Origin of the sequence: Arthrobacter sp. lap29, from assembly GCF_032458965.1 — a bacterium.
GTDB classification, from domain to species: domain Bacteria; phylum Actinomycetota; class Actinomycetes; order Actinomycetales; family Micrococcaceae; genus Specibacter; species Specibacter psychrochitiniphilus.
On record NZ_JAUCEK010000004.1, the window covers coordinates 368988 to 390616 of the forward strand.

General features: G+C 60.9%; 18 protein-coding genes and 2 riboswitches. Of the genes, 9 read left to right on the top strand and 9 right to left on the bottom strand.

Going from position 1 to position 21629, the window contains the following annotated elements:
- Positions 1–29 precede the first annotated feature (29 nt).
- From RY113_RS09300 to RY113_RS09310, 3 genes are all read right to left on the bottom strand, one after another.
- The gene (locus RY113_RS09300; protein WP_315914328.1) at positions 30–827 is read right to left on the bottom strand and encodes an NlpC/P60 family protein; all 798 of its coding nucleotides are present in this window, start codon (positions 825–827) and stop codon (positions 30–32) included.
- Between the two features lie 4 nt (positions 828–831).
- Positions 832–1033, bottom strand: a riboswitch (cyclic di-AMP (ydaO/yuaA leader).
- A 150-nt stretch (positions 1034–1183) separates the two neighbouring features.
- Positions 1184–1993: a M23 family metallopeptidase gene (locus RY113_RS09305; RefSeq protein ID WP_245932026.1), complete on the bottom strand. Its 810-nt coding sequence runs from the start codon at positions 1991–1993 to the stop codon at positions 1184–1186.
- 5 nt (positions 1994–1998) lie between these two features.
- Positions 1999–2260: riboswitch (cyclic di-AMP (ydaO/yuaA leader) on the bottom strand.
- Between the two features lie 102 nt (positions 2261–2362).
- Positions 2363–3058 (bottom strand): metal-dependent transcriptional regulator, encoded by a 696-nt coding sequence (locus tag RY113_RS09310; RefSeq protein ID WP_110104838.1) that lies wholly within the window; start codon positions 3056–3058, stop codon positions 2363–2365.
- A 230-nt stretch (positions 3059–3288) separates the two neighbouring features.
- Between RY113_RS09310 and serC the strand changes: the two genes are divergently transcribed.
- A complete protein-coding gene (serC, locus tag RY113_RS09315; RefSeq protein WP_110104839.1) occupies positions 3289–4416 on the top strand; it encodes a phosphoserine transaminase in 1128 nt (375 codons plus the stop codon).
- A 129-nt stretch (positions 4417–4545) separates the two neighbouring features.
- On the opposite strand, the gene RY113_RS09320 is transcribed toward serC, so the two are convergent.
- Positions 4546–5055, bottom strand: coding sequence for a DUF3027 domain-containing protein (locus RY113_RS09320; RefSeq protein WP_110104961.1), 510 nt, complete (start codon positions 5053–5055; stop codon positions 4546–4548).
- 11 nt (positions 5056–5066) lie between these two features.
- A complete protein-coding gene (locus RY113_RS09325) occupies positions 5067–5447 on the bottom strand; it encodes a cold-shock protein (protein ID WP_110104840.1) in 381 nt (126 codons plus the stop codon).
- A gap of 199 nt (positions 5448–5646) precedes the next feature.
- On the opposite strand from RY113_RS09325, the gene RY113_RS09330 reads away from it, so the two are divergent.
- The 4 genes from RY113_RS09330 to RY113_RS09345 all read left to right on the top strand — a co-directional run bounded on the left by RY113_RS09330 (position 5647) and on the right by RY113_RS09345 (position 10235).
- A complete protein-coding gene (locus tag RY113_RS09330) occupies positions 5647–5886 on the top strand; it encodes a hypothetical protein (RefSeq protein WP_110104841.1) in 240 nt (79 codons plus the stop codon).
- Between the two features lie 20 nt (positions 5887–5906).
- Positions 5907–7676 carry a helicase-associated domain-containing protein gene (locus RY113_RS09335; RefSeq protein WP_315914329.1) on the top strand — a complete coding sequence of 590 codons (1770 nt, stop codon included), beginning with the start codon at positions 5907–5909 and terminating at the stop codon, positions 7674–7676.
- Entirely contained in the window at positions 7669–9318 is a 1650-nt protein-coding gene (locus tag RY113_RS09340; RefSeq protein WP_315914331.1) for a DNA repair helicase XPB, read from the top strand. The genes RY113_RS09335 and RY113_RS09340 overlap by 8 nt, the downstream gene beginning before the upstream one ends.
- An 83-nt stretch (positions 9319–9401) precedes the next feature.
- Positions 9402–10235: a class I SAM-dependent methyltransferase gene (locus RY113_RS09345; RefSeq protein WP_110104844.1), complete on the top strand. Its 834-nt coding sequence runs from the start codon at positions 9402–9404 to the stop codon at positions 10233–10235.
- Between the two features lie 31 nt (positions 10236–10266).
- Here the strand turns inward: RY113_RS09345 and RY113_RS09350 are convergent, their stop codons facing one another.
- Both RY113_RS09350 and RY113_RS09355 read right to left on the bottom strand, forming a co-directional pair.
- Positions 10267–11694, bottom strand: coding sequence for a sulfatase-like hydrolase/transferase (locus RY113_RS09350; RefSeq protein WP_315914332.1), 1428 nt, complete (start codon positions 11692–11694; stop codon positions 10267–10269).
- 41 nt (positions 11695–11735) lie between these two features.
- Positions 11736–12623, bottom strand: coding sequence for a sugar phosphate isomerase/epimerase (locus RY113_RS09355; RefSeq protein WP_110104846.1), 888 nt, complete (start codon positions 12621–12623; stop codon positions 11736–11738).
- A gap of 115 nt (positions 12624–12738) precedes the next feature.
- Here RY113_RS09355 and RY113_RS09360 point away from each other — a divergent pair, with 115 nt between their 5' ends.
- Positions 12739–14232: a sulfatase-like hydrolase/transferase gene (locus tag RY113_RS09360; protein WP_315914333.1), complete on the top strand. Its 1494-nt coding sequence runs from the start codon at positions 12739–12741 to the stop codon at positions 14230–14232.
- A gap of 168 nt (positions 14233–14400) precedes the next feature.
- Positions 14401–16773: a polysaccharide lyase 8 family protein gene (locus RY113_RS09365; RefSeq protein ID WP_315914335.1), complete on the top strand. Its 2373-nt coding sequence runs from the start codon at positions 14401–14403 to the stop codon at positions 16771–16773.
- A gap of 133 nt (positions 16774–16906) precedes the next feature.
- Here RY113_RS09365 and RY113_RS09370 read toward each other — a convergent pair whose 3' ends face one another.
- Positions 16907–17896: a Gfo/Idh/MocA family protein gene (locus tag RY113_RS09370; RefSeq protein ID WP_218867984.1), complete on the bottom strand. Its 990-nt coding sequence runs from the start codon at positions 17894–17896 to the stop codon at positions 16907–16909.
- Between the two features lie 16 nt (positions 17897–17912).
- Positions 17913–19064 (bottom strand): substrate-binding domain-containing protein, encoded by a 1152-nt coding sequence (locus tag RY113_RS09375; RefSeq protein WP_315914336.1) that lies wholly within the window; start codon positions 19062–19064, stop codon positions 17913–17915.
- 290 nt (positions 19065–19354) lie between these two features.
- Here RY113_RS09375 and RY113_RS09380 point away from each other — a divergent pair, with 290 nt between their 5' ends.
- Positions 19355–20668 carry an ABC transporter substrate-binding protein gene (locus RY113_RS09380; protein ID WP_315914338.1) on the top strand — a complete coding sequence of 438 codons (1314 nt, stop codon included), beginning with the start codon at positions 19355–19357 and terminating at the stop codon, positions 20666–20668.
- Positions 20668–21624, top strand: a complete 957-nt coding sequence (locus tag RY113_RS09385; RefSeq protein ID WP_110104851.1) for a carbohydrate ABC transporter permease — start codon at positions 20668–20670, stop codon at positions 21622–21624. Before RY113_RS09380 ends, RY113_RS09385 begins: the two co-directional genes overlap by 1 nt.
- Positions 21625–21629 lie beyond the last annotated feature (5 nt).

Here is a 21629-nt window from a genome sequence, read left to right on the forward strand (position 1 = left end):
GGGGCTTTGAGCACGAAAGCTGGTACTACTTAGTGACCCACTGCAATGAAGACCGGTGCCGAGGCTCCCGGTATGCTGGCTCCGGCGATCTGGGTGTTTCCCATGTAACCGCCGTGAACTGCCTGGCCGTTGCCAATGTAAACAGCAATGTGGGCCAGGCCCACGCCACCATCTGCATAGTAAATCAAGTCGCCGGGCTGGGCTTCGCCCTGGGATACTAGCCGGCCCTTGTTCAGGTAGTCACCAGGCCAGCCTACCCAGGAAATCCCTGCAGCAGACAGAGCGTTGCGGACCAGCGCGGTGCAGTCCTGAACCACACCAAGCTGAGCCAAGGCAGCGCTGGCAATGATTGAGCCGACTCCGCTATTGGCTACTACCTTGGGAGCTTCCGGCTCAGGGCTAGCAACGGTAAGCGTCGGAGCTGCTGCTGCTGTTGCTGCTTCTGCTACTGCAGGTGCTGCTACTGCTTCAACTTCGCTGGACTGGGCCTCTACAACTGCCGGCTCTTCAACTACTACAGGAGCCGGGGTGGAGGTGATAGCGGGGGTGGCGAAGGAAATCTTCACCGTGGATGCTGCCGTGATCGCGGAAGCAAGTTCCGTGTTCAGGTTCAGCGTGGTAGCACCGTCGGAAGCGCGCTCCACGGTGGGAGTTGCAGCGTTTGCGGCGATACCTGAAGTCAGTACCAATCCTGACGCTGCTGCGATTACAGCGGCCTGACGACCAACCCCACCGACATTGAAACTGACGGCTTTCGTGAGGGTGGAGATCGGACTGGTCTTAACAACCTCGGCGCGGTGGCGCCCAAGGGCAGTGTTTGAAGCCAAGAAGGATTCCTCTCCCAAAGCCTGCGAGGTAAGCTGTCGGATTCGGATGGGAGTCACCCGGCCGCTCCACGTTGGCGCACGTAAGGAATTTCTTCCTATTCAGTGTTTGAACGCTTCGCGGCTTCACCCCTAGGGTTTCGCAAAAATAACGCGAATCCCGATTATTGGTTCCCCCGCCCCTGCCAGACGATTGATACGAACGGACCATGAGTAGTGGCAGAGCTAGGCAATCAACTCATGGACGCCGACTTGATTCAAAGTTGGCGCGATTACGACGGTACAACAGATTTTTCCCAATGTCACGTTCAGGTCACGGTCCTGTGACTAAGTCGTAACTAAAAGGGCCTGTGGAGGAGTTAGAGCCAACCCATGGGATCGACAACTTCATCGTCAATAATGACTTCAAAGTGGAGGTGGCAGCCTGTGGAGGCGCCCGTTGTTCCGCTGAGGCCTACCTGGTCTCCGCGCTCAAGCTTCTGCCCCACCTTGACGCCGAGGCTGCTCATGTGGTTGTAGGAAGTGGACAGACCGTTACCGTGGTTCACAACAACCCTGTTGCCGCCGCCGTAATTGTGCCAGCCAGCGAACGTCACTACGCCGCCTGCGGCAACAAAAACGTCGGAGGAGCACGGGGCGGCAAAGTCCTGACCAGTGTGCTGTTCACCGATTTGGCCGGTGATGGGGCTGATGCGGTTTCCGAAGGGTGAGGTGGTCTCAATGTGCTTCAGGGGCGCTGAGAGGGTTCCCTTGGCCGCCTGAGGGGCCACGTTGGAGGCGTTGACCTTCAGCGTTTCCTTCAGTTGACCATCGGGATTCAGGGCGCTGGCAATGTCCGGAGTAGCAAAAGTAATGGGGATCTGAGCGCCGGCTGTGACTGGACTCTCCAGTGAAACCGCGGCTGCAGCATCCATGGGGAATTCATCCGCACCTTGGGCTGAGGGAAGCGTGACAGCCAGGACCAGGCCTGTGGCTGCCATGGCAACACCCATTTTCTGGCCGGCGCCGCTGGAGGCTCCGGCACGCAGCAGCTGGGCTACTGAAATTCCTGAAGGGGCAGCTGCCCGCTCTGCGGCAATCAGTTCACGTCGGCTCCCGGGCACTGACATGAGCTCATGAGTTGCCTGCGATGACGCGCGACGGCGTCCCCGCTGTTTAACCTCTGACACTAAAAACCTCTCTACATAAAGCACCTGCGAAGTTAGCTGTCGGATTCGGATCAGAGAGTGTAACTTTCGATCCGGCCTACGCCCTTAGGCACACGCATAGCCATGGCGCAGTCCAACAGGATGCTGCGTCAGGGTTGTTGCGGGTATTGCATTCGAGTGTGGACTTCACCCCAAGACGGCCTATTGGGCCGTCAAAAGTGGTTCCCCCGCCCTTGCCTAAATGATTACTGGCCGGGCTGCGAAGGCAAGGTTCGGTGTCGCAGAACGGTAACGCTTTGATTACGGCGTCAGATAAATACTATACGGCACAAGCGGTAAACGTAACAATTCCGTTACCTGTTCTATTGAAAATGCCGTGTCAAAAATCTCTTAACCCATGGAGACGAACACGTGGGATGCCACTTCTGGCGGCAATTCCAAGGCGCCTTCAATGCCGGGAACCCGTACGGAGATGTACTCGCCCACCTGGGCTAGGGAGATACGGGCCCCTGGGCGCAGCCCACCCTCATCCAATTGGAGCAGGAGCTCGGGCTCCACCTGTATCCTTTCGGACAGCCGGTGGATGATCACTTCCTGTTCGGGAGCATAGGCGGCCATGGCAGCAACGAGTGTGACCAATCCGGCAGCAAATAAGGGCGCCACTTCGCCACCTAGCTCTTCCAACCCCGGAATGGGGTTTCCGTACGGCGATTCCTTGGGGTGGCCTAGCAAGTCGAACAAGCGCTGCTCAACTCTTTCGCTCATGACGTGTTCCCAACGGCAGGCTTCTTCGTGCACATAAGCCCAGTCCAGACCAATAACATCCGCGAGAAGCCGCTCCGCCAGACGGTGTTTGCGCATGACACGGGTTGCCTTCTCACGGCCGGCTGTGGTCAGTTCCAGATGCCTGTCACCGGAGACGATCACTAAGCCATCGCGTTCCATCCGCCCAATGGTCTGGGAGACTGTGGGCCCAGAATGGTGAAGGCGTTCGGCGATGCGGGCCCGTAGAGCCACAATGCTCTCTTCTTCCAATTCCAGGATGGTCCGCAAATACATTTCAGTCGTGTCAATCAGATCGGCCACGGCAGCATCCTCCTGTTTTGGGCAAGAATATTGAGCAAAGTCTTTTCATCTCTACGTTAGCCTGAATACCATACCTGTTGGTAACCAGTCCATCCCTGGCAGCCGTTCTCCGTTGAACAATATTTTTCGTTTCCCACTCATTTTTCCGCTCAGCGAACTTCTACGGCAGAATTGGCAAGAGTCCTTGATCAACCAAGGAAACTTCCATCGCTTAAATTTTGGAGCCAGCTGTGAGCGAATCCACGCCCCTCACCATTCCCGCCAACCTGCACCCGGCCGACGGCCGCTTCGGCGCCGGCCCCTCCAAGGTCCGTCCCGAGCAGGTCGCGGCACTCTCCGAAGCCGGCACATCACTGCTTGGCACCTCCCACCGCCAGGCGCCCGTGAAGAACCTTGTGGGCGATGTCCGCAGCGGCCTGAAGCAGTTCTTCAATGCACCCGACGATTACGAGGTGATTCTCGGCGTGGGTGGATCCACCGCGTTCTGGGATGTTGCGGCGTTTGGTCTGGTGGAAAACAAGGCACAGCACCTCTCCTTCGGTGAGTTTGGTTCCAAGTTTGCCTCCGCCACCAACAACGCCCCGTTCCTGGCCGCCTCCTCCATCATCAAGGCCGAGCCCGGCACGCGTCCGGTGTCTGTTGCCGAGGCCGGCGTGGACGCTTACGCCTGGCCGCAGAACGAAACCTCCACCGGTGTTGCCGCGCCCGTAAAGCGCGTGGCCGGTGCCGATGACGGTGCGCTGATCCTTATCGATGCGACCTCCGCAGCCGGTGGCCTAGCCGTGGACGTGCGTGAGAGCGATGTTTACTACTTCGCCCCGCAGAAGAACTTCGCCTCCGACGGCGGGCTGTGGCTTGGCCTGTTCTCTCCCGCCGCGCTGGAGCGTGCCGCCCGCATCGCGGCCTCCGACCGCTGGGTGCCGGACTTCCTGAACCTCAAGACCGCCATTGATAACTCGCTGTTGAACCAGACGTACAACACGCCTGCGCTTTCCACACTTGTCACCTTGAACAACCAGGTGCAGTGGCTCAACTCCAACGGTGGCCTCGATTTTGCCTCGGCTCGCACCGCGGATTCCGCCGGACGCCTGTACACCTGGGCCGAGGAATCCGCCGTGGCCAGCCCGTACGTGGTGAACCCCGAGGACCGCTCCAACGTCATTGTGACCATCGACTTCGATGAATCCGTCGATGCCGCTGCCGTGGCCAAGGTGCTGCGCGCCAACGGCATTGTGGACACCGAGCCCTACCGCAAGCTGGGCCGCAACCAGCTGCGCATCGCCACGTTCGTAGCCATCGATCCCGAGGACATCACAGCATTGATCAAGTGCATCGAGTTCGTCATCGAAAACATCTAATAGCAATTAGCCAGCAGCCCACGAAGGCACAGCAGGCAAAGTAAACACAGTAAAGGCCCCCTCCGGAGAACGGTGGGGGCCTTTACTGTGCCTACTGTGTACTAACTGCTTTTGCTAGGCGTTAGGGAATTAGTCTTCTGTGTCTTCTGAGGCGCCGTCTTCTGAGCCGCCGTGCTCCGAGTGAGTATCGCTACCGTGCTCAGCGTGCCCGTGCCCAGCCGGCCCATGGGCAGCAGCCAGAGCGGCAGCCGCTTCTTCTTCCTCTTGCCGATCCTCCGGGCGAACCCGATCAGACCAAGGCACCCACGGCGGTGCCAATACAGAGCTCTCTGTAGGCAACATGCCCACTTCATTGACAGTGGAGTACTTGCCACGCGCAATCCGGCTCAAGGAAGCGAACCACACCCACCCGGCATAGCCCGGCTGAAGAGATTCGAACAAGTGGCTCACGCAGCGAACACCTTCACTGCGGGCACCCAGATGCTTGCCAATGAACGCACCATCGGCAATGGTCAACACCGCGTCGCGCGCAGTATCGACGTCGGCCGCAAGGAAAGCGTCCGGCTTTCCCACCCGCCACGCCGGAACACCGGGCAGCGGTGCAGGAATGGCGGTTGTAGTGCTGGGAATTTCGGTCATGGTGGGCACCGTTACGCGTCGAAGTTGTCGGCAACCTTGCGCAGCGCAGCAGCAATCTTGCTTGCGTCGCCGTCAGGATATTTGCCGTTGGTCAGTGAACCAACCGAGTGTTCAAGCAGGGAAAGCAGGTCCTGGACAATGGGTGCAAGATCCCGGGCGGGCATCCGCTTGGCCTTCGCCACGGAGGCGCTGCGGTCTAGAACCTTCGCGGCCATGGCCTGAGCGCCCTTGCGCCCATCCGCCACACCAAATTCCAGCCGCATGCCGGGCTTGATGTCACCGGCATCGGCGGGCAGGGCGTTCGCGCGCAAAAACACCTCGCGGCCGTCGTCGGCGGCAATGATGCCAAAGCCTTTTTCGTTGTCGTACCACTTCACTTTGCCGATAGGCACTTGCTTTACCCCTTAAAAGTTGAAATTCGTGAAACGCATTCCGCGCCTGCGCGGTTGCTCTACGCCGTTCCCGGTCCCGGGAATCTGGCGGGCGGTGCCTGCAATGGCGGGTTGTGCAGCTCTACTGAGTACTAGGTTACCGCCTTGATGAAACCCGTGTGGCTTTGTGCCACACCTGTCCGCTGTTAGCGTTATGACTATGAGCCCCCATTTTTCTGCCCCGCAACGGTTGAACCGCGGCTGGGCGATCTTCAATTACACGGCCATGGCGCTGGCTGTCATCGCCCTGATCGCCCTCATTGTGGTTCTTATCAGCAAGTGGGCCGGCGGCCTCCCCTGGCCCGGATTCAACTGGATTGCCATGCTCGCCCTTCCCGCAGCCTTCCTGATGATGGGCACCAGCGTCCTGTACGCAGTGGCCGCCCGCCGCCGCTCCTAACCCGCCTGACTCGCTGCTCTATGGGCACCTTGGCGGCGTTTGCGGCGGATCTTGCCAACCGCCCGGAGCCGGCCCTGCGCAAACTTCTGCTGCTGCGCCCCGATGCCTTGAACCCGCCGGTGCCCACATTCGCGGCCTTGGCTGCCCGGCTTTCCACCGCCTCCTGCATTTCCCGCGCCCTCGATGCACTCAACGCCCCGGCCCTGCAACACCTTGGAACCGGCCCGTGGAATGCTCAGACTTCCCCCAACTCTTCCCTTATGCCGGAGCTCTATGCCCGCGGCCTACTGCTCCTTCAAACGGATAACCAGACGGACGACGCCGGGACCGGGCACTACATGCATGCCCCCTATGTGCTTCCCCTGGCCCTTGTTCCCAACCCGCAGATGCCCTCCTCAACTCTTCCGCCCGAACCTGTGGTGCGTGCGGTCACCGAGGCTGTGTGCAAGAACGCGGCGGGAAGTGCCGCAGATGCCTTGTTACGATCCGTCGATACGCTCGCGGACCTCGCTGCGCACACACCATTGCAGGCGCTTCGCAGTGGCCAGTTCGCGGCACGTACAGTGCGCCTCGTGGCCCAAAACTTGGAAACGGATGAACTACACACCCATTTTCTTCTGGACCTGTGCGCCACGGCAGGGCTGTTGACGTTCCAGACTTCCACCCGGGACTGGCGGTGGGCAGCCCCTTGGTGGAGCGAGCTGGAACGGCAGGAGCAATGGGTGGGCTTGATCCGGTCCTGGCTTAGCTCCCCCGCAACAGCTGGCGAGCCAGCACTAACTAGCAGGGCGAGGCTGCTGTCAGTGGTGGCTGGCAGACCGGCTTGTGCCCCGGTCGCCGTCACCAGCTCTGCCACCACCTCTGTCTCGCCCTCCGGGATCACCTCAGCCGGGGCCCTGAGCCTGAATTCAGTCGTGGAATCTTATTTGTGGAATCACCCGCGTACAGCAACGGCGGAGGTGGCAGCACTTCCGGAATTACTCACCCACTTGGAATGGCTGGGTCTGACGGGCGCCGGGGCCTGCAGTTGCGCCGGGGACGCCGCCGCCCGGAACGATTGGTTACAGGCTGCGAGCGCTGTGGCGCAGCTCTTGCCTGCGGCGATTGATCGCTTTGTCATTCAAGGCGATCTCACGGCCATCGCCCCGGGGCCCCTCCTTCCCCACATCGCGGCACAACTGAGGTGCGTGAGCGTTGTGGAGGGGCGGGGTCCGGCCGGAATCTTCCGTTTCAGCGAATTGTCCCTGACCGCTGCCATGGGAGCTGGCATGTCCGCCGAAACCATCCTAAATTTTCTCAAACGGTATTCAAGCACAACTGTGCCACCATCATTGGAATTTCTTATTGCGGAAGCGGCCCGGGCGCAAAGAACGCTGGCGCCAACTCCCACACAATGCCTTTTTGCACCCCAGCAACCGGCACCCCCGCACTGGGTGGGGGACGCGCCATGGCCAGGCTCCGGCGTCGTACTTCTCGAAGAAGTGGAAGCACAGCTGGCACTCTTACGGGCGGCAGGGAAAAATACGGCCGGGAAAAATGAGGCAGGGCAGGGTGAGGTAGGGCCCGCCCTGGTGCTGGAGGGGGTGCGCCGAGCTGTTGCCTGCGGATTGAAGATACGGGTTCATGCGGTCAATAATGTAGGCGTAACTGAACACGTGACGGCGGTGCCAGTCTCATTTTCGGGTGGGCTGCTGCTCACCCGCCTGGCTGACACCGGCGCGCCCCGGCGTTTTAGTATTCACCGAATTCAGAGTGTGGACGTGCTGGAAGGAGAGGAGCTCCGTGGCTGATGGCCCGCTGATTGTTCAAGGGGATAAGACGATTCTGCTGGAGGTGGCGCACCCGGATGCGTACGAGGCTCGCCACGCCATTGCCACCTTCGCCGAGCTGGAGCGCGCGCCGGAGCACGTGCACAGTTACCGGATCACCCCGCTGGGGTTGTGGAATGCGCGTGCCGCCGGTCACGACGCCGAGCATGTAGTGGACGCCCTCCTGCGCTTCTCCCGTTATCCAGTGCCGCACCCGCTGCTGCTGGATATTGCCGAGACTATGGCCCGGTATGGCCGGCTGCGGCTTGAGAAGGACCCCGTGCACGGGCTGGTTCTACGCAGTGACGATGAGATGATCCTGGCCGAGGTCAGCCACACCAAAAAGGTTGCCGCGCTGCTTGGTAGCCGCATTGATCCGCTGACGGCGGTGGTGCATGGTTCTGCCCGCGGCGAGCTCAAGGCCCTGCTACTCAAGGCCGGGTGGCCCGCCGAAGACCTTGCCGGCTATGTTGACGGGACGGCGCACCTGATAGCGCTGACGGACGGCACGGCGCCGGGACAGTGGACGTTACGCCCCTACCAACGCCGGGCCGTGGAGAATTTTTGGGCCGGAGGATCAGGCGTTGTAGTGCTCCCCTGCGGTGCCGGCAAAACCATTGTGGGCGCGGCGGCCATGGCGGCATCGGGAACCACCGTCCTGATCCTTGTCACCAACACCGTCTCAGCCCGGCAATGGAAAGCGGAACTGCTCAAACGCACCTCACTGACGGAGTCGGAGATTGGCGAATACTCAGGTGCCGTGAAGGAAGTCCGTCCCGTCACCATCGCCACCTACCAGGTCCTGACCACGCGCCGCAATGGCATCTACCCGCATCTGGAACTGCTCAATGACCATGACTGGGGACTGTTGGTGTACGACGAAGTTCACCTTCTGCCTGCCCCCATTTTCCGCATGAGCGCGGATCTGCAGGCCCGCCGTCGTCTGGGGTTGACCGCCACCTTGGTGCGGGAGGATGGCCGCGAGGGCGAGGTGTTCGCCCTGATCGGCCCCAAGCGCTTTGACGCCCCCTGGAAGGAAATTGAGGCCCAGGGTTATATTGCCCCAGCAGATTGTGTTGAGGTTCGTGTTGATCTCTCCCGGCCCGAGCACCTTGCCTATGCCACAGCGGACGACGGCGAGAGGTACCGTTTGGCGGCTACCTCACCGGCGAAGACGGTTGTTGCCCAGGCTCTTGTGGCCGCGCATCCCGGGGAACAAATCCTGGTGATGGGCACGTATCTGGACCAGCTCGACGAGTTGGCGGAACGGCTGGATGCACCCCTCATCAAGGGCAACACGAAGGTGGCAGAACGCGAACGGCTCTTTGAGGACTTCCGGCAGGGCCTTATTTCGGTGCTGGTGGTCTCCAAGGTGGCCAATTTTTCCCTCGATCTGCCGGAAGCCTCAGTGGCTATTCAAGTCTCCGGATCCTTTGGTTCCAGGCAGGAAGAGGCGCAACGCCTGGGCCGGCTCATGCGGCCCAAGAAGGATGGCCGGACCGCACGCTTTTACACACTCGTGGCCCGCAATACCGTGGATGCCGAGTTCGCCGCCAAACGCCAACGCTTCCTGGCCGAACAAGGCTACGCCTATCGGATCATTGACGCCGCGGACATTCGCTAAAGACTACAGTTTTTGAAGGCGCATTAACTTGGCCGCCGAACTTGCCACGTGTCGGTTGGCACTCGGCGGAGTAGGATCAAAAAATGCGGGGCCCTCCGCACTTTGCTCGCGCCAAGGGAGACGCCATGAACACCGAGGAGTCTGTTGCCGCCCACTACGGACGCGGCAAGGTAGAGGAACAGTTACTGGGGATCATTAAGGCCGGCGGCGGGAACCCCGAGCACTTTGCCCCAGCCGATCTGCACGGCGCAGACCAGCTCCACATTGGTGGGGCAGCCGCAACCACGCGCATAGCCCAGCAGTCGGGCATCAATGCCAGCACCCGGGTCCTTGATTTGGGGTCAGGTACCGGCGGGGTATCCCGCCATATAGCCCACAGCTTCGGTGCCACCGTTCACGGCGTGGACCTCACCCCGGAATTCGTGGAGCTGGCCCGCTCACTCACGGCCCGCACTGGACTCACTGACCAGGTGGCGTTCAGTCAGGGGAGCATCCTCTCACTGCCCTTCGACGATGATTGCTTTGACGTGGCTCTCCTGATCCATGTGGGGATGAACATCCAGGACAAGGACACCGTCTTTGCCGAGGCGGCCAGGGTACTGCGTCCCGGCGGTGTCTTCGCCATTTACGATGTCATGCTCATGGGCGGGGACGTTGAAGGGTATCCGCTGCCGTGGGCACTCACGGCGGACACTTCCTTTATGCAGCCTCCGCTCGCCTATAGCGACGCCCTGTCCCAGACCGGATTCATTGTGGACAGGGAGGCCAAACCGTTGGCTCCGGGAATTGCGTTTCTGGAAAGAGCCACCAGCTCAGGAGGACCTGCCGGGGTGGATTTGCCCGCCATGGTGAACTTGCTGGCGGCCTTCCGGTCAGGGGTTTTGGCACCCGTGGAAATATACGCCCACCTGGGCTGAACCCTGCACTCCAGCACTAGATTCGCCCGTCCTAGACGCAGGCCCCGCCCACGTGTCTCCCCCAAGCCTCGTGCAAGGCGAGGAGTTCAGCGGCGAGGGCTGGTTCGGCGTCGTACAGGTTGGTGGTTTCGGCAGGGTCCGCAGCCAGGTTGGCCAGGAAGAAGCCGCTGCCGGGCTCGGCGTGCTCCACCTCCCTGATGGCCTCCGCGACGGGCGAGCCGGGCTCAACCCACACCAATTTCCAGTCCCCACGCCGCACAGACCACTGCCAGCCGCAGTCCCAATGCAGGGCGTCGTGACTGGATGTGGCCAGCAGATCGCGGCCGTCGCTGTACGCATAGCGGGACGGGTCCGCGCCGGCTGCAGCCATTGCCGTGGGCAGGATGTCCATGGAACTCGTGAGCCCGGCCAGCGTGGTGCCGGCCTCCACGTGCCCGGGCCAGCGCAGGAGGAACGGCACGCGCACGCCACCTTCCCACAGGGTGTACTTTGTCCCACGTAGCGGCAGGTTCACACCGTAGTTGCAGGTGGATCCGCCATTGTCAGTGAGGTAGATGACGATGGTGTCCTCGGTGAGGCCCAGCTCATCGAGTTGGTCCAGGATGAGCCCAATTTGGGCATCCATGAGCTCCAGCTGGGCCAAATAGTAGGCGCGGCCGTTTTCCAGGTGCGGACTGATGGCGCCGTCATACCAGTCAATGTACTCACCGGCGCCGGGGTTCCAGTCCTCGTAGGCGGGCAGCCCGCGCTTCTCCAGCTCCTCGGCGGGTAGCTGCCAGCAGAAGTTGTGGACGGCGTTGAACGCGACGGTGGCCAGGAACGGCGTCTGCGCGTGCTCGGCCACGAACTGGCGGGTCCGCTCACCAATGGCGTCAGTCAGGAAGCCCTCGAGCTCCTGCGGTTCTTCGCCGTTCCACAGAGGCTGGACAGCCATGGGGAATGCGGCCTCGCCGTACTCTGCCACCGACTCCTCCGAGTGGTGCAGGTAGTTGAGCCGGCCCATGGATTCCCCAGCCAGGCCGTAAAACGATTCGTCGTAGCCGTGTTGCGGAGGGGTGCCGCGGTGGCCGTGGTGTTCGCTGCCGTAATGCACTTTGCCGAAGTAGCCGGTGGTGTACCCCTCCGCGCGCAGCAGCTCGGCGATGGTGGGCACGCTCTCCGGGCCAATTTCTGAGTCCGTGAACCAGCGCGCACCCCATCGCTGCTGGTAGCTGCCGGCGGCAAGTCCCGCCCTGGACGGCGAGCAGATGGGCGCCGTGACGTACGCGTTGGAGTACGAGGCGCCTTCCCGTGCCAGCCGGTCCATGTGCGGGGTAGCAACATCGTTCTGCACGCCGAGGATGGAGCGGTCGGCGTAGCCGTGATCATCGGAAATGATGACCATGATGTTGGGCTGGCTGGATGTGCGCGGCTGGTTGGGCTGGCGCTTACTGACGGGCTTGCTTACAGACGAGGGCATGGCTGCTCCTGTAGGTGTTGAATGAGGGGGCAAGTTCAGGGTTACGGAGCCAGTACGGCCTTGAGCGATTCCAATGCCTGTGCCACGGGCGGCAGCGTTGGATGCCAGGCACGTTCCCATTCAAGGGAAATCCATGGCTCGGTAGTACCGCGGGTGGCCAAAATTCCTGCCACCAGATCCCGCATCTGCGCCAGCGGCAGCTCTCCGGCGCCGGGCAGGGTGAGGCTCACCGCATTGGTGCCCTGCTGACGAACGCCGTCCTTGTATTGGGCGTAGGCCAGCGAGTCCGCGAGCAACTCGGCAGTGCGCGCGGGCGCCTCGTCGTAGCGCCACGGGTGCATCAGGTCCCAAATCACCTGGACAGGCGCGTCCGCGTCAACATGAGCCAGAATCCGCACTATATCCTGCGCCCGCGGGTGCGAATCGTGAGTTTCCAACAGCATGCTCACGCCACGGGCCCGGGCATGGGCGGCTGCAGCGTTGAGCCGGGCGGCACCGTGCTGATCCGCCGCCAGCAGTTCCGCGGACGGCTCCTCCCCCGGCCCACACGGCTCAACGCCGGCCCCCGGGAAAACCCTGACCTGTGCGGCGGACAGATCTGCGGCAAGGTCCACGGCGGCCAACAGTTCCGCGAGCACCGGATCGTTTACGCCCACCCCCTCGTGGGGGACGGCACAGACCCGGACGTAGCTGGCCAGGGCCAAGACAGTGATCCCGGCAGCGGCGAGGGTGCCCGCCACGTGGGCGCGCCCGGCCGCATCCATGGAAGGGAAGACGAACTCGCCGTCGGCGGCACGGAGCTCCACACCAGTTGCCCCCGATGCGTGGGCGGTGGCAATCACCTGTTCCAGAGAATCCCCGGGACACCCCAGGGTGGAAAACGCCAACGGCATGGCAATCCTTTCATCGGCAAACAACGGCAGTCCCATTAACTCTAGTGCGGAAAACGCTTTCCATCAATGTTTGCGGTCTATTGAGTCCTCCTTTATTCCTCTGCCGGAACACTGGTATTGATAAGGGTTAAACACCTTTGAAGGAGCACTCGTGACCGGCCAGCCTGCCAGCAAGCCCAACATCATTTTCATCCTCAGCGATGATCAAGGCCCGTGGGCGCTGGGCTGCGCCGGAAATGATGACATCCACACTCCCGTGCTGGATTCCCTGGCCGCCAACGGCACCAGATTGGAGAATTTCTTCGCCGTCTCCCCCGTCTGCTCCCCCGCCCGTGCCAGCCTCATGACGGGGCAGATCCCGTCCCGACACGGCGTCCACGACTACCTCACCGGAGTGGAGGTCGGAGCCGGGGCCCCGGATTATCTGGCCGGGCAGGAAATCTTCACCGACGTGTTGGCCGATCACGGCTACCGGATGGGACTGTCCGGAAAGTGGCATCTGGGCGCCAATGACGCCCCGCGCAAGGGATTTGTGCACTGGTACGGACTAGAAGGCGGCGGCAGCCCGTATACCGGCGCCACCATGTACCGCAACGGCGAGCGCGAGGAAACCACCACCTACCTGACCGACGCCATCACCGAGGACGCCCTCGCCTTCCTGGCACGGGAAGGTGCCCGGCGGCAGGAATCAGCTGCAGCCCGACCTGGAGAAGTGGAGCCGTTCTTCCTGGCTGTGAACTACACGGCACCGCACAAACCGTGGAAGGGCCAGCACCCCAAAGAGTTCGAGGACCTGTACGCGGACTGCGCCTTCGAGAGCTGCCCGCAGGAGGAGCCGCACCCGTGGCAGCCTACCGTGAACGGGGTGGCGATTGGCGGGGAACCGGACGTCCGGGGCGCCCTAGTGGGCTACTTTGCCGCCGTTAGCGCCATGGATGCGGCTATTGGGCGGCTCATGGCGCACCTTCAGGAGCTGGGCCTGCGTGAGGACACCCTTGTCATTTTCAGCAGCGACAACGGCTTCAATTGCGGCCACCACGGCGTGTGGGGCAAGGGCAACGGCACGTTCCCGCAGAACATGTACGACTCCTCTGTCAAGGTTCCTGCCATCTTCAACTGGCCCGGACGCATTGCCCCCGACCTTATCCGTCACGAGCTGCTCTCCGCGTACGACATCGCAGCCACCATCCTGGACCTGGTCGGCGTGGACCCGGCACCGTTTGAAACGGGGCCCGGCTCATCCTTTGCCCCGCTGCTGCGTTCCGGTGGGGTGGCGTCCGGGAGGGCGGGAGACGCCGTCGTGGTTTATGACGAATACGGCCCGGTCCGGATGATCCGCACCCACGAATTCAAGTACGTGCACCGCCACCCGCACGGCCCGCACGAGCTCTATGACCTGGTGGCCGACCCTGGTGAGCGCAGGAATTTAATGAACGACGCCGCCCCGCACCCTGCGCTGGTGGGTTTGCGTTCGCAGCTGGCTGGCTGGTTTGCCAAGCACGGGGTACCGGAGTTTGATGGCGCAGCGCTCCCGGTTGCCGGTGCGGGCCAGCACAGTCCGTTGCGGGCCGTGACCCTGGGGTCTGTGACAGGAGCCGCGGATCCGCTCGGCGCCTTCACGGGCCCCAATTGGGATGGTGTGTAAGAAAAGAAAATCCCGTCGCGCTACGGGGAACGGCAGCGAGAAAAGCACTATCCGAAAGGTTGGTCCCTACCAGTAGTCCTTTATTCCTCTCTTGCGCTGCTTCTGTACTGCTAGGTATCAAAGGGCCCTGCATCCAGTGCGGCGTCCGTGGAGTAAAGGAAACTTGCCATGACGCATGGACTGACCAGACGGCACATTCTACAAGGCGCTGGAGCCTTGACCTTCGCCGGACTTCTTACGGGCGGTTTTGCTCCGCTGGCTCAGGCCGCGGAGACCGCCACGGCTCCGGAGCTTGATGCCTTGCGGGAACGCTGGGTTGATCAGATCACGGGCCGCAAGCTCATCACGGCCGGCGATCCCGAATTTGCAACAGCGCTAGTCCGACTAGACACCGAGGTGACCTCCTCAATTTCCAAGCTACTACCGGGCGGTAACCGTGTGCAGATTTTTTCGGACGCCGCGTTCAGTGCTGATACCCACATGGTCACCACGTACAAGCGGCTGGCTCAAATGGCTACGGCGTGGGCCACCCCGGGGTCAGCGCATGAGGGCAATGCCGAACTTCTCCATCATCTGCTGGCCGCTTTGGAAGATGGCAACAGATTGATTTACAACACCTCACAACCGGAATTCGGCAACTGGTGGAACTGGGAAATCGGTGTTCCCCGTCCCTTGGGTGATGCTCTGGCAATCTTGGGATCGCACGTCCCGGTGGAACTACTGGGACGGTATATGGCCGCCGTGGATCATTTCATTCCGGATCCAACCAAGCAGTTCTCGGCAGAGCGCGGGCCTATCCTCTCCCAAGGAGCCAACCGTGTGGACATCTGCCAGGGCAGCATCATCCGCGCCATTGTTGGCCATGACCCGGCCCGGTTGGCACAGGCCATCAATGCACTGAGTCCGGTATGGCAGTACGTTACCAGCGGCAACGGATTCTTTGACGACGGCTCGTTTGTGCAGCACTCAACCATCGCGTACACGGGAACGTATGGGCTGGTACTGCTCAGTGGGCTTTCTAAATTGTTCTCGTTGCTCAGCGAATCCGAGCACGCCGTCTCCGATCCCAGCCGGGACATCCTGTTCAAGACCGTCGAGGATTCCTTCGCGCCGTTCATACACAATGGCCAGATGATGGATTCTGTGCGCGGCCGCGCCATCTCACGCACGCAGGAACGCAGCTACGACAATGGTGACATGGCCATTGAAGCGATCCTGTGGCTGGCCCGCGCTGTGGACCCTGCCACTGCCAAGCGCTGGCGCAGGCTCTGCCAGGGCTGGATCTCACGCAACACCTTCGAACACCCCATGACGGGGGCGTCGATCCCCCGCACAGCACTGCTGAAGGACTTGGCAGCTGCACACGTAAGTCCACTCGCTGAGAATTCCGGGCACAGCTTCTTTGCAGGCATGGACCGCTCCGTTTACCGTGGAAGCGGCTGGGCGCTCAGCCTAGGCCTGTGCAGCAACCGCATCGCCTGGTATGAGTGTGGCAACGGCGAGAATGATTTAGGAGCCCAGACCGGTTCCGGCATGACCTACCTGTACACGGGTAAAGCGGACCACTTTGACGACAATTTCTGGCCCACCGCAAATCTGGTCAAGCTACCAGGGACCACGGTGGACACCACCCCCCTGCCCCCACGAGTTGAGGGGCAGTGGGGAGAGCGTACGCCGGGGAACGACTGGACCGGAGGAGTCAGCCTGGGCACCAGTGGCGCTGTGGGCATGCACCTCCTCGCCCCGGGTGGCACCGGCATGCAGGCACGCAAGGCCTGGTTTTACGCCCCGGACATGGTAGTGGCGCTCGGGGCCGGCATCCACTCGCCATCAGAGGCTAGGGTGGAGACCGTTGTGGAGCACCGCAATCTGGGCCCTGCGGGAGGCCAGAAGATCACCCTCGACGGCCGCAGAGTGGCTTCCGCAGCCGGCTCACCGAGCATCCACAAAAACCCGAAATGGGCCCACGTGGAAGGGACCGGCGGCTACCTGCTGTTGGGTAGCACCGCACTGACAGTGTTGCGCGAACAGCGCACGGGGGCGTGGAAAAATATCAATAGCGGCGGCCCCGCAGATATCATCCAGCGTGAATACGCCACGCTGCTCATAGACCACGGAAAACAACCGAAAAAGGCCAGCTACGCCTACGCACTGCTACCGGGAGCCACTGCCAAGACTACCGAAAAGGCAGCTCGCAAGGCACCGCGCATCCTGCGCAATGACACTGTAGGACAAGGCGTTGCGTTAGGACACAAGGAATCCGCAGCAGTGTTCTGGCAGGCAGGTTGGGTAGGTAACATTTTTGCCAATGGACCCGCGTGTGTACTTTATTCGGGTAATCCAGGTCACGGCCGTCTCGCGGTAGCTGACCCCACCCATGCTGCCGAGTACTTGGCGATCACGCTCAAGGGCACAAAATACCGCCGCGTCACGGGTGGAACAGGCGCCACTCTCTCACGCGATGCAGCTGGCAACACGGTGGTCACAGTACGGGTGGCAACACTGCTGGGCCGGACAGTGGAGCTGAGCCTGCAGCGCTAACCACCCGGACATAACACGCTCCACTGAAGACGGGGCCAACCCGCGAAACGGCTGCATAAATATACCCTTCTCGCGGGGTGGCCCCGTCTTCACTCCACCCCGTATTTGCGAAAGCTCAGCGTACTTGAAAAGCTCAGCGCACCAACGCCGGTGTCAACTCAACGGACTCACCGCTCTGAGCAGATTCGTAGGCGGCCAGCACCAGCTCGACCACGTGCTTGGCGTGCGTGCCACTGACGGCTGGCGCAGCCCCGCGCACGGCAGCGTGAAAGTCAGCGAGCTGGGCCGTGAAGGCATTCTGAATATCATCTGCCGAGCTTGTGTGCAGGACTGTGCGGACGCCGTCGATCTTCATGAAAGTACCTCTGCGTGGATCAGCAGTGATGGTGCCCCGCTCGCCCACCACGAGTACTTCATCGATGTTTTCCGGAGTGTCGGAGACAATAGTGATGCGTAGCTGCACATCATTGGCGAGGCGCAATTCCATGGTCCCGTCAGTTTCAACGGGTGCGCCGAATCGGTTCAACGTGCTCGAGGTGATCCGCACGGCGGGCGCACCGCCAATCCACAAACTCCGGTCCAGGCAGTGTGCACCGATGTTGATAAAGGCGCCGCCGCCGGAAACAGCTTTATCAAAGAACCAGTCTGGGCGGGACCCTGGACGGTAGTCGGTGCTTCGGTAATCGTGGATCATCAGCACCCGGCCCAGGACACCGCTCTGAAGCGCCGCCATGAGGGCCAGCTTTTCAGCCATGAAGTGCTGGATCATCCCCACCACCATGACTACCCCGGCTGCCTCGCAGGCCGCCTCCATAATCTTGGCGTCCTCAAGCGTGGTGGCCATAGGCTTTTCCACCAGCACGTGCACGCCATGGGATGCGGCAGCCACCACCATGTCCTTGTGCAGGCTGTGCGGGGTGTTAATAACAACCGCGTCCACCACCCCCCCAGTCAACATTTCCTGATAGTCGGTGTAGACGCTCGCCCCCCAGGGTTGGGCAACGTTGCCGGCAGTTTCCGCGTTCAGGTCACAGACCGCGGTGAGGGTTAGCCCCGCAATGTCCGCAATTCCTTGTGCATGAAATCCGGCCACCGCACCTGCCCCAATAATTCCCAAGCGCATGATTGACTCTCTTTCATTAGCGTTGTTGTAGTTTGTGGGCGCGTGTGTCAGCGCCGTGTTTAGCTCCACAGGAGTCCCTGATAACCAGCCTGGGCCGCAGCCGTACCTGATGGACGGGGCAGTCGTCACCTTCTACCAGTCGGCGCAGCAAGATTTCAGCCGCCATCTTTCCCATCCGATGCTTGGCCGGTGCAACCGCTGTCAGGGGAACTTCAGCCAAATCAGCGAGCTCATCATCATAAGAAACCAAAGCCAAGTCATGCGGGATTGCCACCCCTGCCCGCCTAGCCGCCGCTTCAAGCAAGGCCGCCTCCCTATCACCAAAGACCAAGGCCGCTGTTGAACCGCTGGAGAGTACTTCTTGGAGGAGTTGCTCCGCCGCCCCTGATTCCCACTCCGACTTCAACGCCCGCAGCACCAGAGGAGTGAAGCCCAGATCTGCCGCCGCACGCTTATAACCTTCCACAATGGCTGCCTCGGTTGGCGTGTTGGATCTGGTCAGGAGGGAAACCGTTGGGTGCCCCAACTCCAAAAGGTGGGTGACGGCGTCGTATGCACCACCTTGATGGTCCGAGCAAACATGCTCAGTCCTATCCCCTGGGCCCAAATCCATCAGACTACGCTCGAGCAAAACCACGGGGACATTGAGCGAACTCAATTCACGCACCCGCTGTTTCGGATCCGCAATCCCTGCCAGTGTGGGCACCAGGATCAGCCCGTCAACCCCAGAGTCGATCAGGAATTGGATACTTGAATCTTCCCGCGCAGGATCATAGTTGTAGGTAGCCAAGCGCAAGCTGACATCGTGGCTTGAGAGCGTTTCCTCAATGCCTTGCAGCACCCGTGGGTAATAGAGCTGAGTGTCTGGCAGGAGAACACCCACCGTAAAGCGAGAACGTCGCCGGGCAGGCTGGCGCTCAGCTACAAAGCTACCTGCGCCTTGGCGCCGGACTACGAACCGTTCCGTTTCCAGTTCCTCATAGGCCCGGCGCACAGTGGTCAGAGACATGCCGGTCTCGGCCGCCAGCTGAGCCTCGGTGGGCAACTTGGCACCCACGGCCCAGGTCCCAGCCAGTATGCCGCGGCGCAGATCGCCCGCCAGAGCTTGAAATTTCAGCTCTCTGGTGTCCGCGTCCCGAATCTTTTTACCCTGTGATGTGTTCTTCAATGTTCCCTCTCCAGCTACTGCTGCGCTTGAGTCTGCCAAAGGTATAAGAGAGGAATATATGAGTACTTTGCATATTCCTCTTGTAGCCTGCACCGCACCTTTGCGTCACTACCCATTAAATGCGCGAGTTATGGGTCAACGCCTTGAGGGTAGCGGTAAAACTAAGATAAAGATAACTCTAAGTACTCATTGAATCCTATCTTTACTCACTGTTTGAGTATTCTCACTGGCCCGTGACGCAGAGCACAACTCCACGCAGGGCACAATTACTTCTAGCAAGGGTGTACGCAATGACAACCAAATTCCGTTTTGCACGGACACTGGCCGTGATGGCCGGCGCAGCCTTGGCACTCTCCGCCTGTGGTGGCGGCACCAACGGTTCACCAGGAGATGGCGGCACAGAGGGCGGTACATTGTCGTACTGGTCCATGTGGAAAGAGGGCGAGCAGCAGCAACTGATTATTGCCCGCGCCATTAAGGATTTTGAAGCTGAAACAGGCGCAACTGTCAACGTCCAGTGGCAGGGACGTTCCAACGTCCAAAAGCTCGTCCCCGCTCTGAATACCAACAATGTCCCTGACATTGTTGATGGCTCCTACGCCAAGCTGGCCCCTATTCTGGGCGACACCGGACAGGCTCTTCCCTTGGGCGATGCTTATGCCGCTGAGGTTGAGGGCACCAAAGTTTCCGATCTGATTCCGAAAAAGTACCTTACTGCGAACAACATTCTCGATGCTGACGGGACGCCCTGGATGCTGCCCTACAGCCTCACATCGGATGGTTTCTGGTTTGACGCAGCGCAGCACCCCGAGCTGGAGACCGCTCCGCCGGCATCATGGGATGACTTCATTGCACTATTAGATAAGTACAAGGCAGAGGGCAAGGTTCCGCTGGCAGCCGACGGCGACATTGGCGGCTACAACTCCATGTGGTTCACCACCGCACTGGTGCGCACCGACGGAGCAGGCTCCTTCGCGAAGGTGGTCCAGGATAAGACAGGCGCCGCTTGGGATGCTCCGAATGTCTTGGCCGCAGCCAAGAGGGTTGAACAAGTTGTCAAGGGCGATTATCTGATCAAGGGCTATAACGCCAGCAAGTGGCCTGCCCAGCAGCAGGTTTGGGCCACGGGTGGAGCCGAGCTCATGCTCAACGGTTCCTGGATCCCGACGGAAACAGGTACTTACGCTTCCGAAGGTTTCAAATTCTCATCCTTTCCATTCCCTGCCGAAGCCGGACAACCAGCATCGGTACGCGCAGACTTTGGCGGTTGGGCCATTCCCAAAAAAGCCAAGAACCCGGAACTGGCTCAGAAACTGGCCACCTTCTTGCTGAAGAAGGACTACCAGGACGCCTACGGCACCGAAGCTAAAGTCCTGCCTATCCGCACCGATGCAGCCACCTCTCCGGAAATGGCATCTGTGAAGAAGTCCATTGACGGGGCCAAAGAAATCTACCTACAGAACGACGGCGTCACGGCCCCCGGCTACGTTGAGAAAGTCTTCTGGCCCATCAACGATGAGCTGTTCCTTGGCAAGATCAACGCTGGAGAATTCGTCCAAAAGATGAAAACCGCAACGGTTCAGTACTGGAAGGACAACAGCTAATGTCACGCACCACAACCCGCCGCTCCCTTTCCGCGGCAGCAGCCGCGGAGAGGGGGCAGGGTGGCAGCAGCATTGACCGTCAGCGGCGCAAGCTTCTTGTACCGTTTGTTGGCCCCGCCTTCATTGTCTACACGCTTCTGTTCATTATTCCCGCCATCGGCGCGGCCTGGATCAGCTTGCATGAATGGGCCGGCTCCGGCCCCATGAAGTTTGTAGGCGTGAAGAACTACATCAGGGTATTCCAAGACGATCTGTTTATGAAGTCCTTTGGCAACACACTCCTGCTGTTGTTCGTGGTTGGTGCCGCCATCTTCATCCTTGCCTTCGCCATGACGTTGGTGCTGCGGGATATGGCCGGGAAAAAGATTGTCCGCAACGTCATCTTCTTCCCGCACCTGATCAATGCCCTCGTCTTCGGCGTACTGGCCGGCTTCATCTTCAACCCGGGCGGCATGGTCAACACTCTACTGAAGCCTTTTGGTGTCACTGAACCACCCGCTTGGCTGGCCCAAGACAACATCTTCCCGCTCATCATGGCCACACTGGTGGCCACCACCACCGGTTATTTCACCACCATCTTGATGGCTGGTGTAGATCGCATTCCTCCTTACTACTACGAGGATTGCGCCCTGGCCGGCGCCAATGCATGGCAGCGTCTGAGGTATGTGATTCTGCCCCTAACCTGGGACGTGTTTGGCACCTGCGCTGTGCTGTGGACCATCTCCTCCGTGAAGATCTTTGAGATCATCTGGGTATTCGGCGGCAGCAGCGGTGCCGGTATTCCACCCACACAGAGCTGGACCACCGCCGTGTACACGTACGTCACGGCCTTTTCCGGCCAGTCCACACCTGCCTATGGGGCGGCCACCGCCTCGGCCATCATCTCTTTGGCCTTGGTATCCGTCCTCGTGGTGTTCCTGCGCCGCGCTATGCGCCGTGACGCCGTTGAATTCTAAGGATC

What these genes read in the sequence shown, in the direction of transcription:
- RY113_RS09335 (WP_315914329.1), top strand. Translation starts at nt 5,907, where the DNA reads ATGGGCACCTTGGCGGCGTTTGCGGCGGATCTTGCCAACCGCCCGGAG.
- RY113_RS09365 (WP_315914335.1), top strand. Translation starts at nt 14,401, where the DNA reads ATGACGCATGGACTGACCAGACGGCACATTCTACAAGGCGCTGGAGCC.
- RY113_RS09350 (WP_315914332.1), bottom strand. Translation starts at nt 11,694, where the DNA reads ATGCCCTCGTCTGTAAGCAAGCCCGTCAGTAAGCGCCAGCCCAACCAG.
- RY113_RS09385 (WP_110104851.1), top strand. Translation starts at nt 20,668, where the DNA reads ATGTCACGCACCACAACCCGCCGCTCCCTTTCCGCGGCAGCAGCCGCG.
- RY113_RS09345 (WP_110104844.1), top strand. Translation starts at nt 9,402, where the DNA reads ATGCGGGGCCCTCCGCACTTTGCTCGCGCCAAGGGAGACGCCATGAAC.
- RY113_RS09355 (WP_110104846.1), bottom strand. Translation starts at nt 12,623, where the DNA reads ATGGGACTGCCGTTGTTTGCCGATGAAAGGATTGCCATGCCGTTGGCG.
- RY113_RS09330 (WP_110104841.1), top strand. Translation starts at nt 5,647, where the DNA reads ATGAGCCCCCATTTTTCTGCCCCGCAACGGTTGAACCGCGGCTGGGCG.
- RY113_RS09380 (WP_315914338.1), top strand. Translation starts at nt 19,355, where the DNA reads ATGACAACCAAATTCCGTTTTGCACGGACACTGGCCGTGATGGCCGGC.
- RY113_RS09370 (WP_218867984.1), bottom strand. Translation starts at nt 17,896, where the DNA reads ATGCGCTTGGGAATTATTGGGGCAGGTGCGGTGGCCGGATTTCATGCA.
- RY113_RS09320 (WP_110104961.1), bottom strand. Translation starts at nt 5,055, where the DNA reads ATGACCGAAATTCCCAGCACTACAACCGCCATTCCTGCACCGCTGCCC.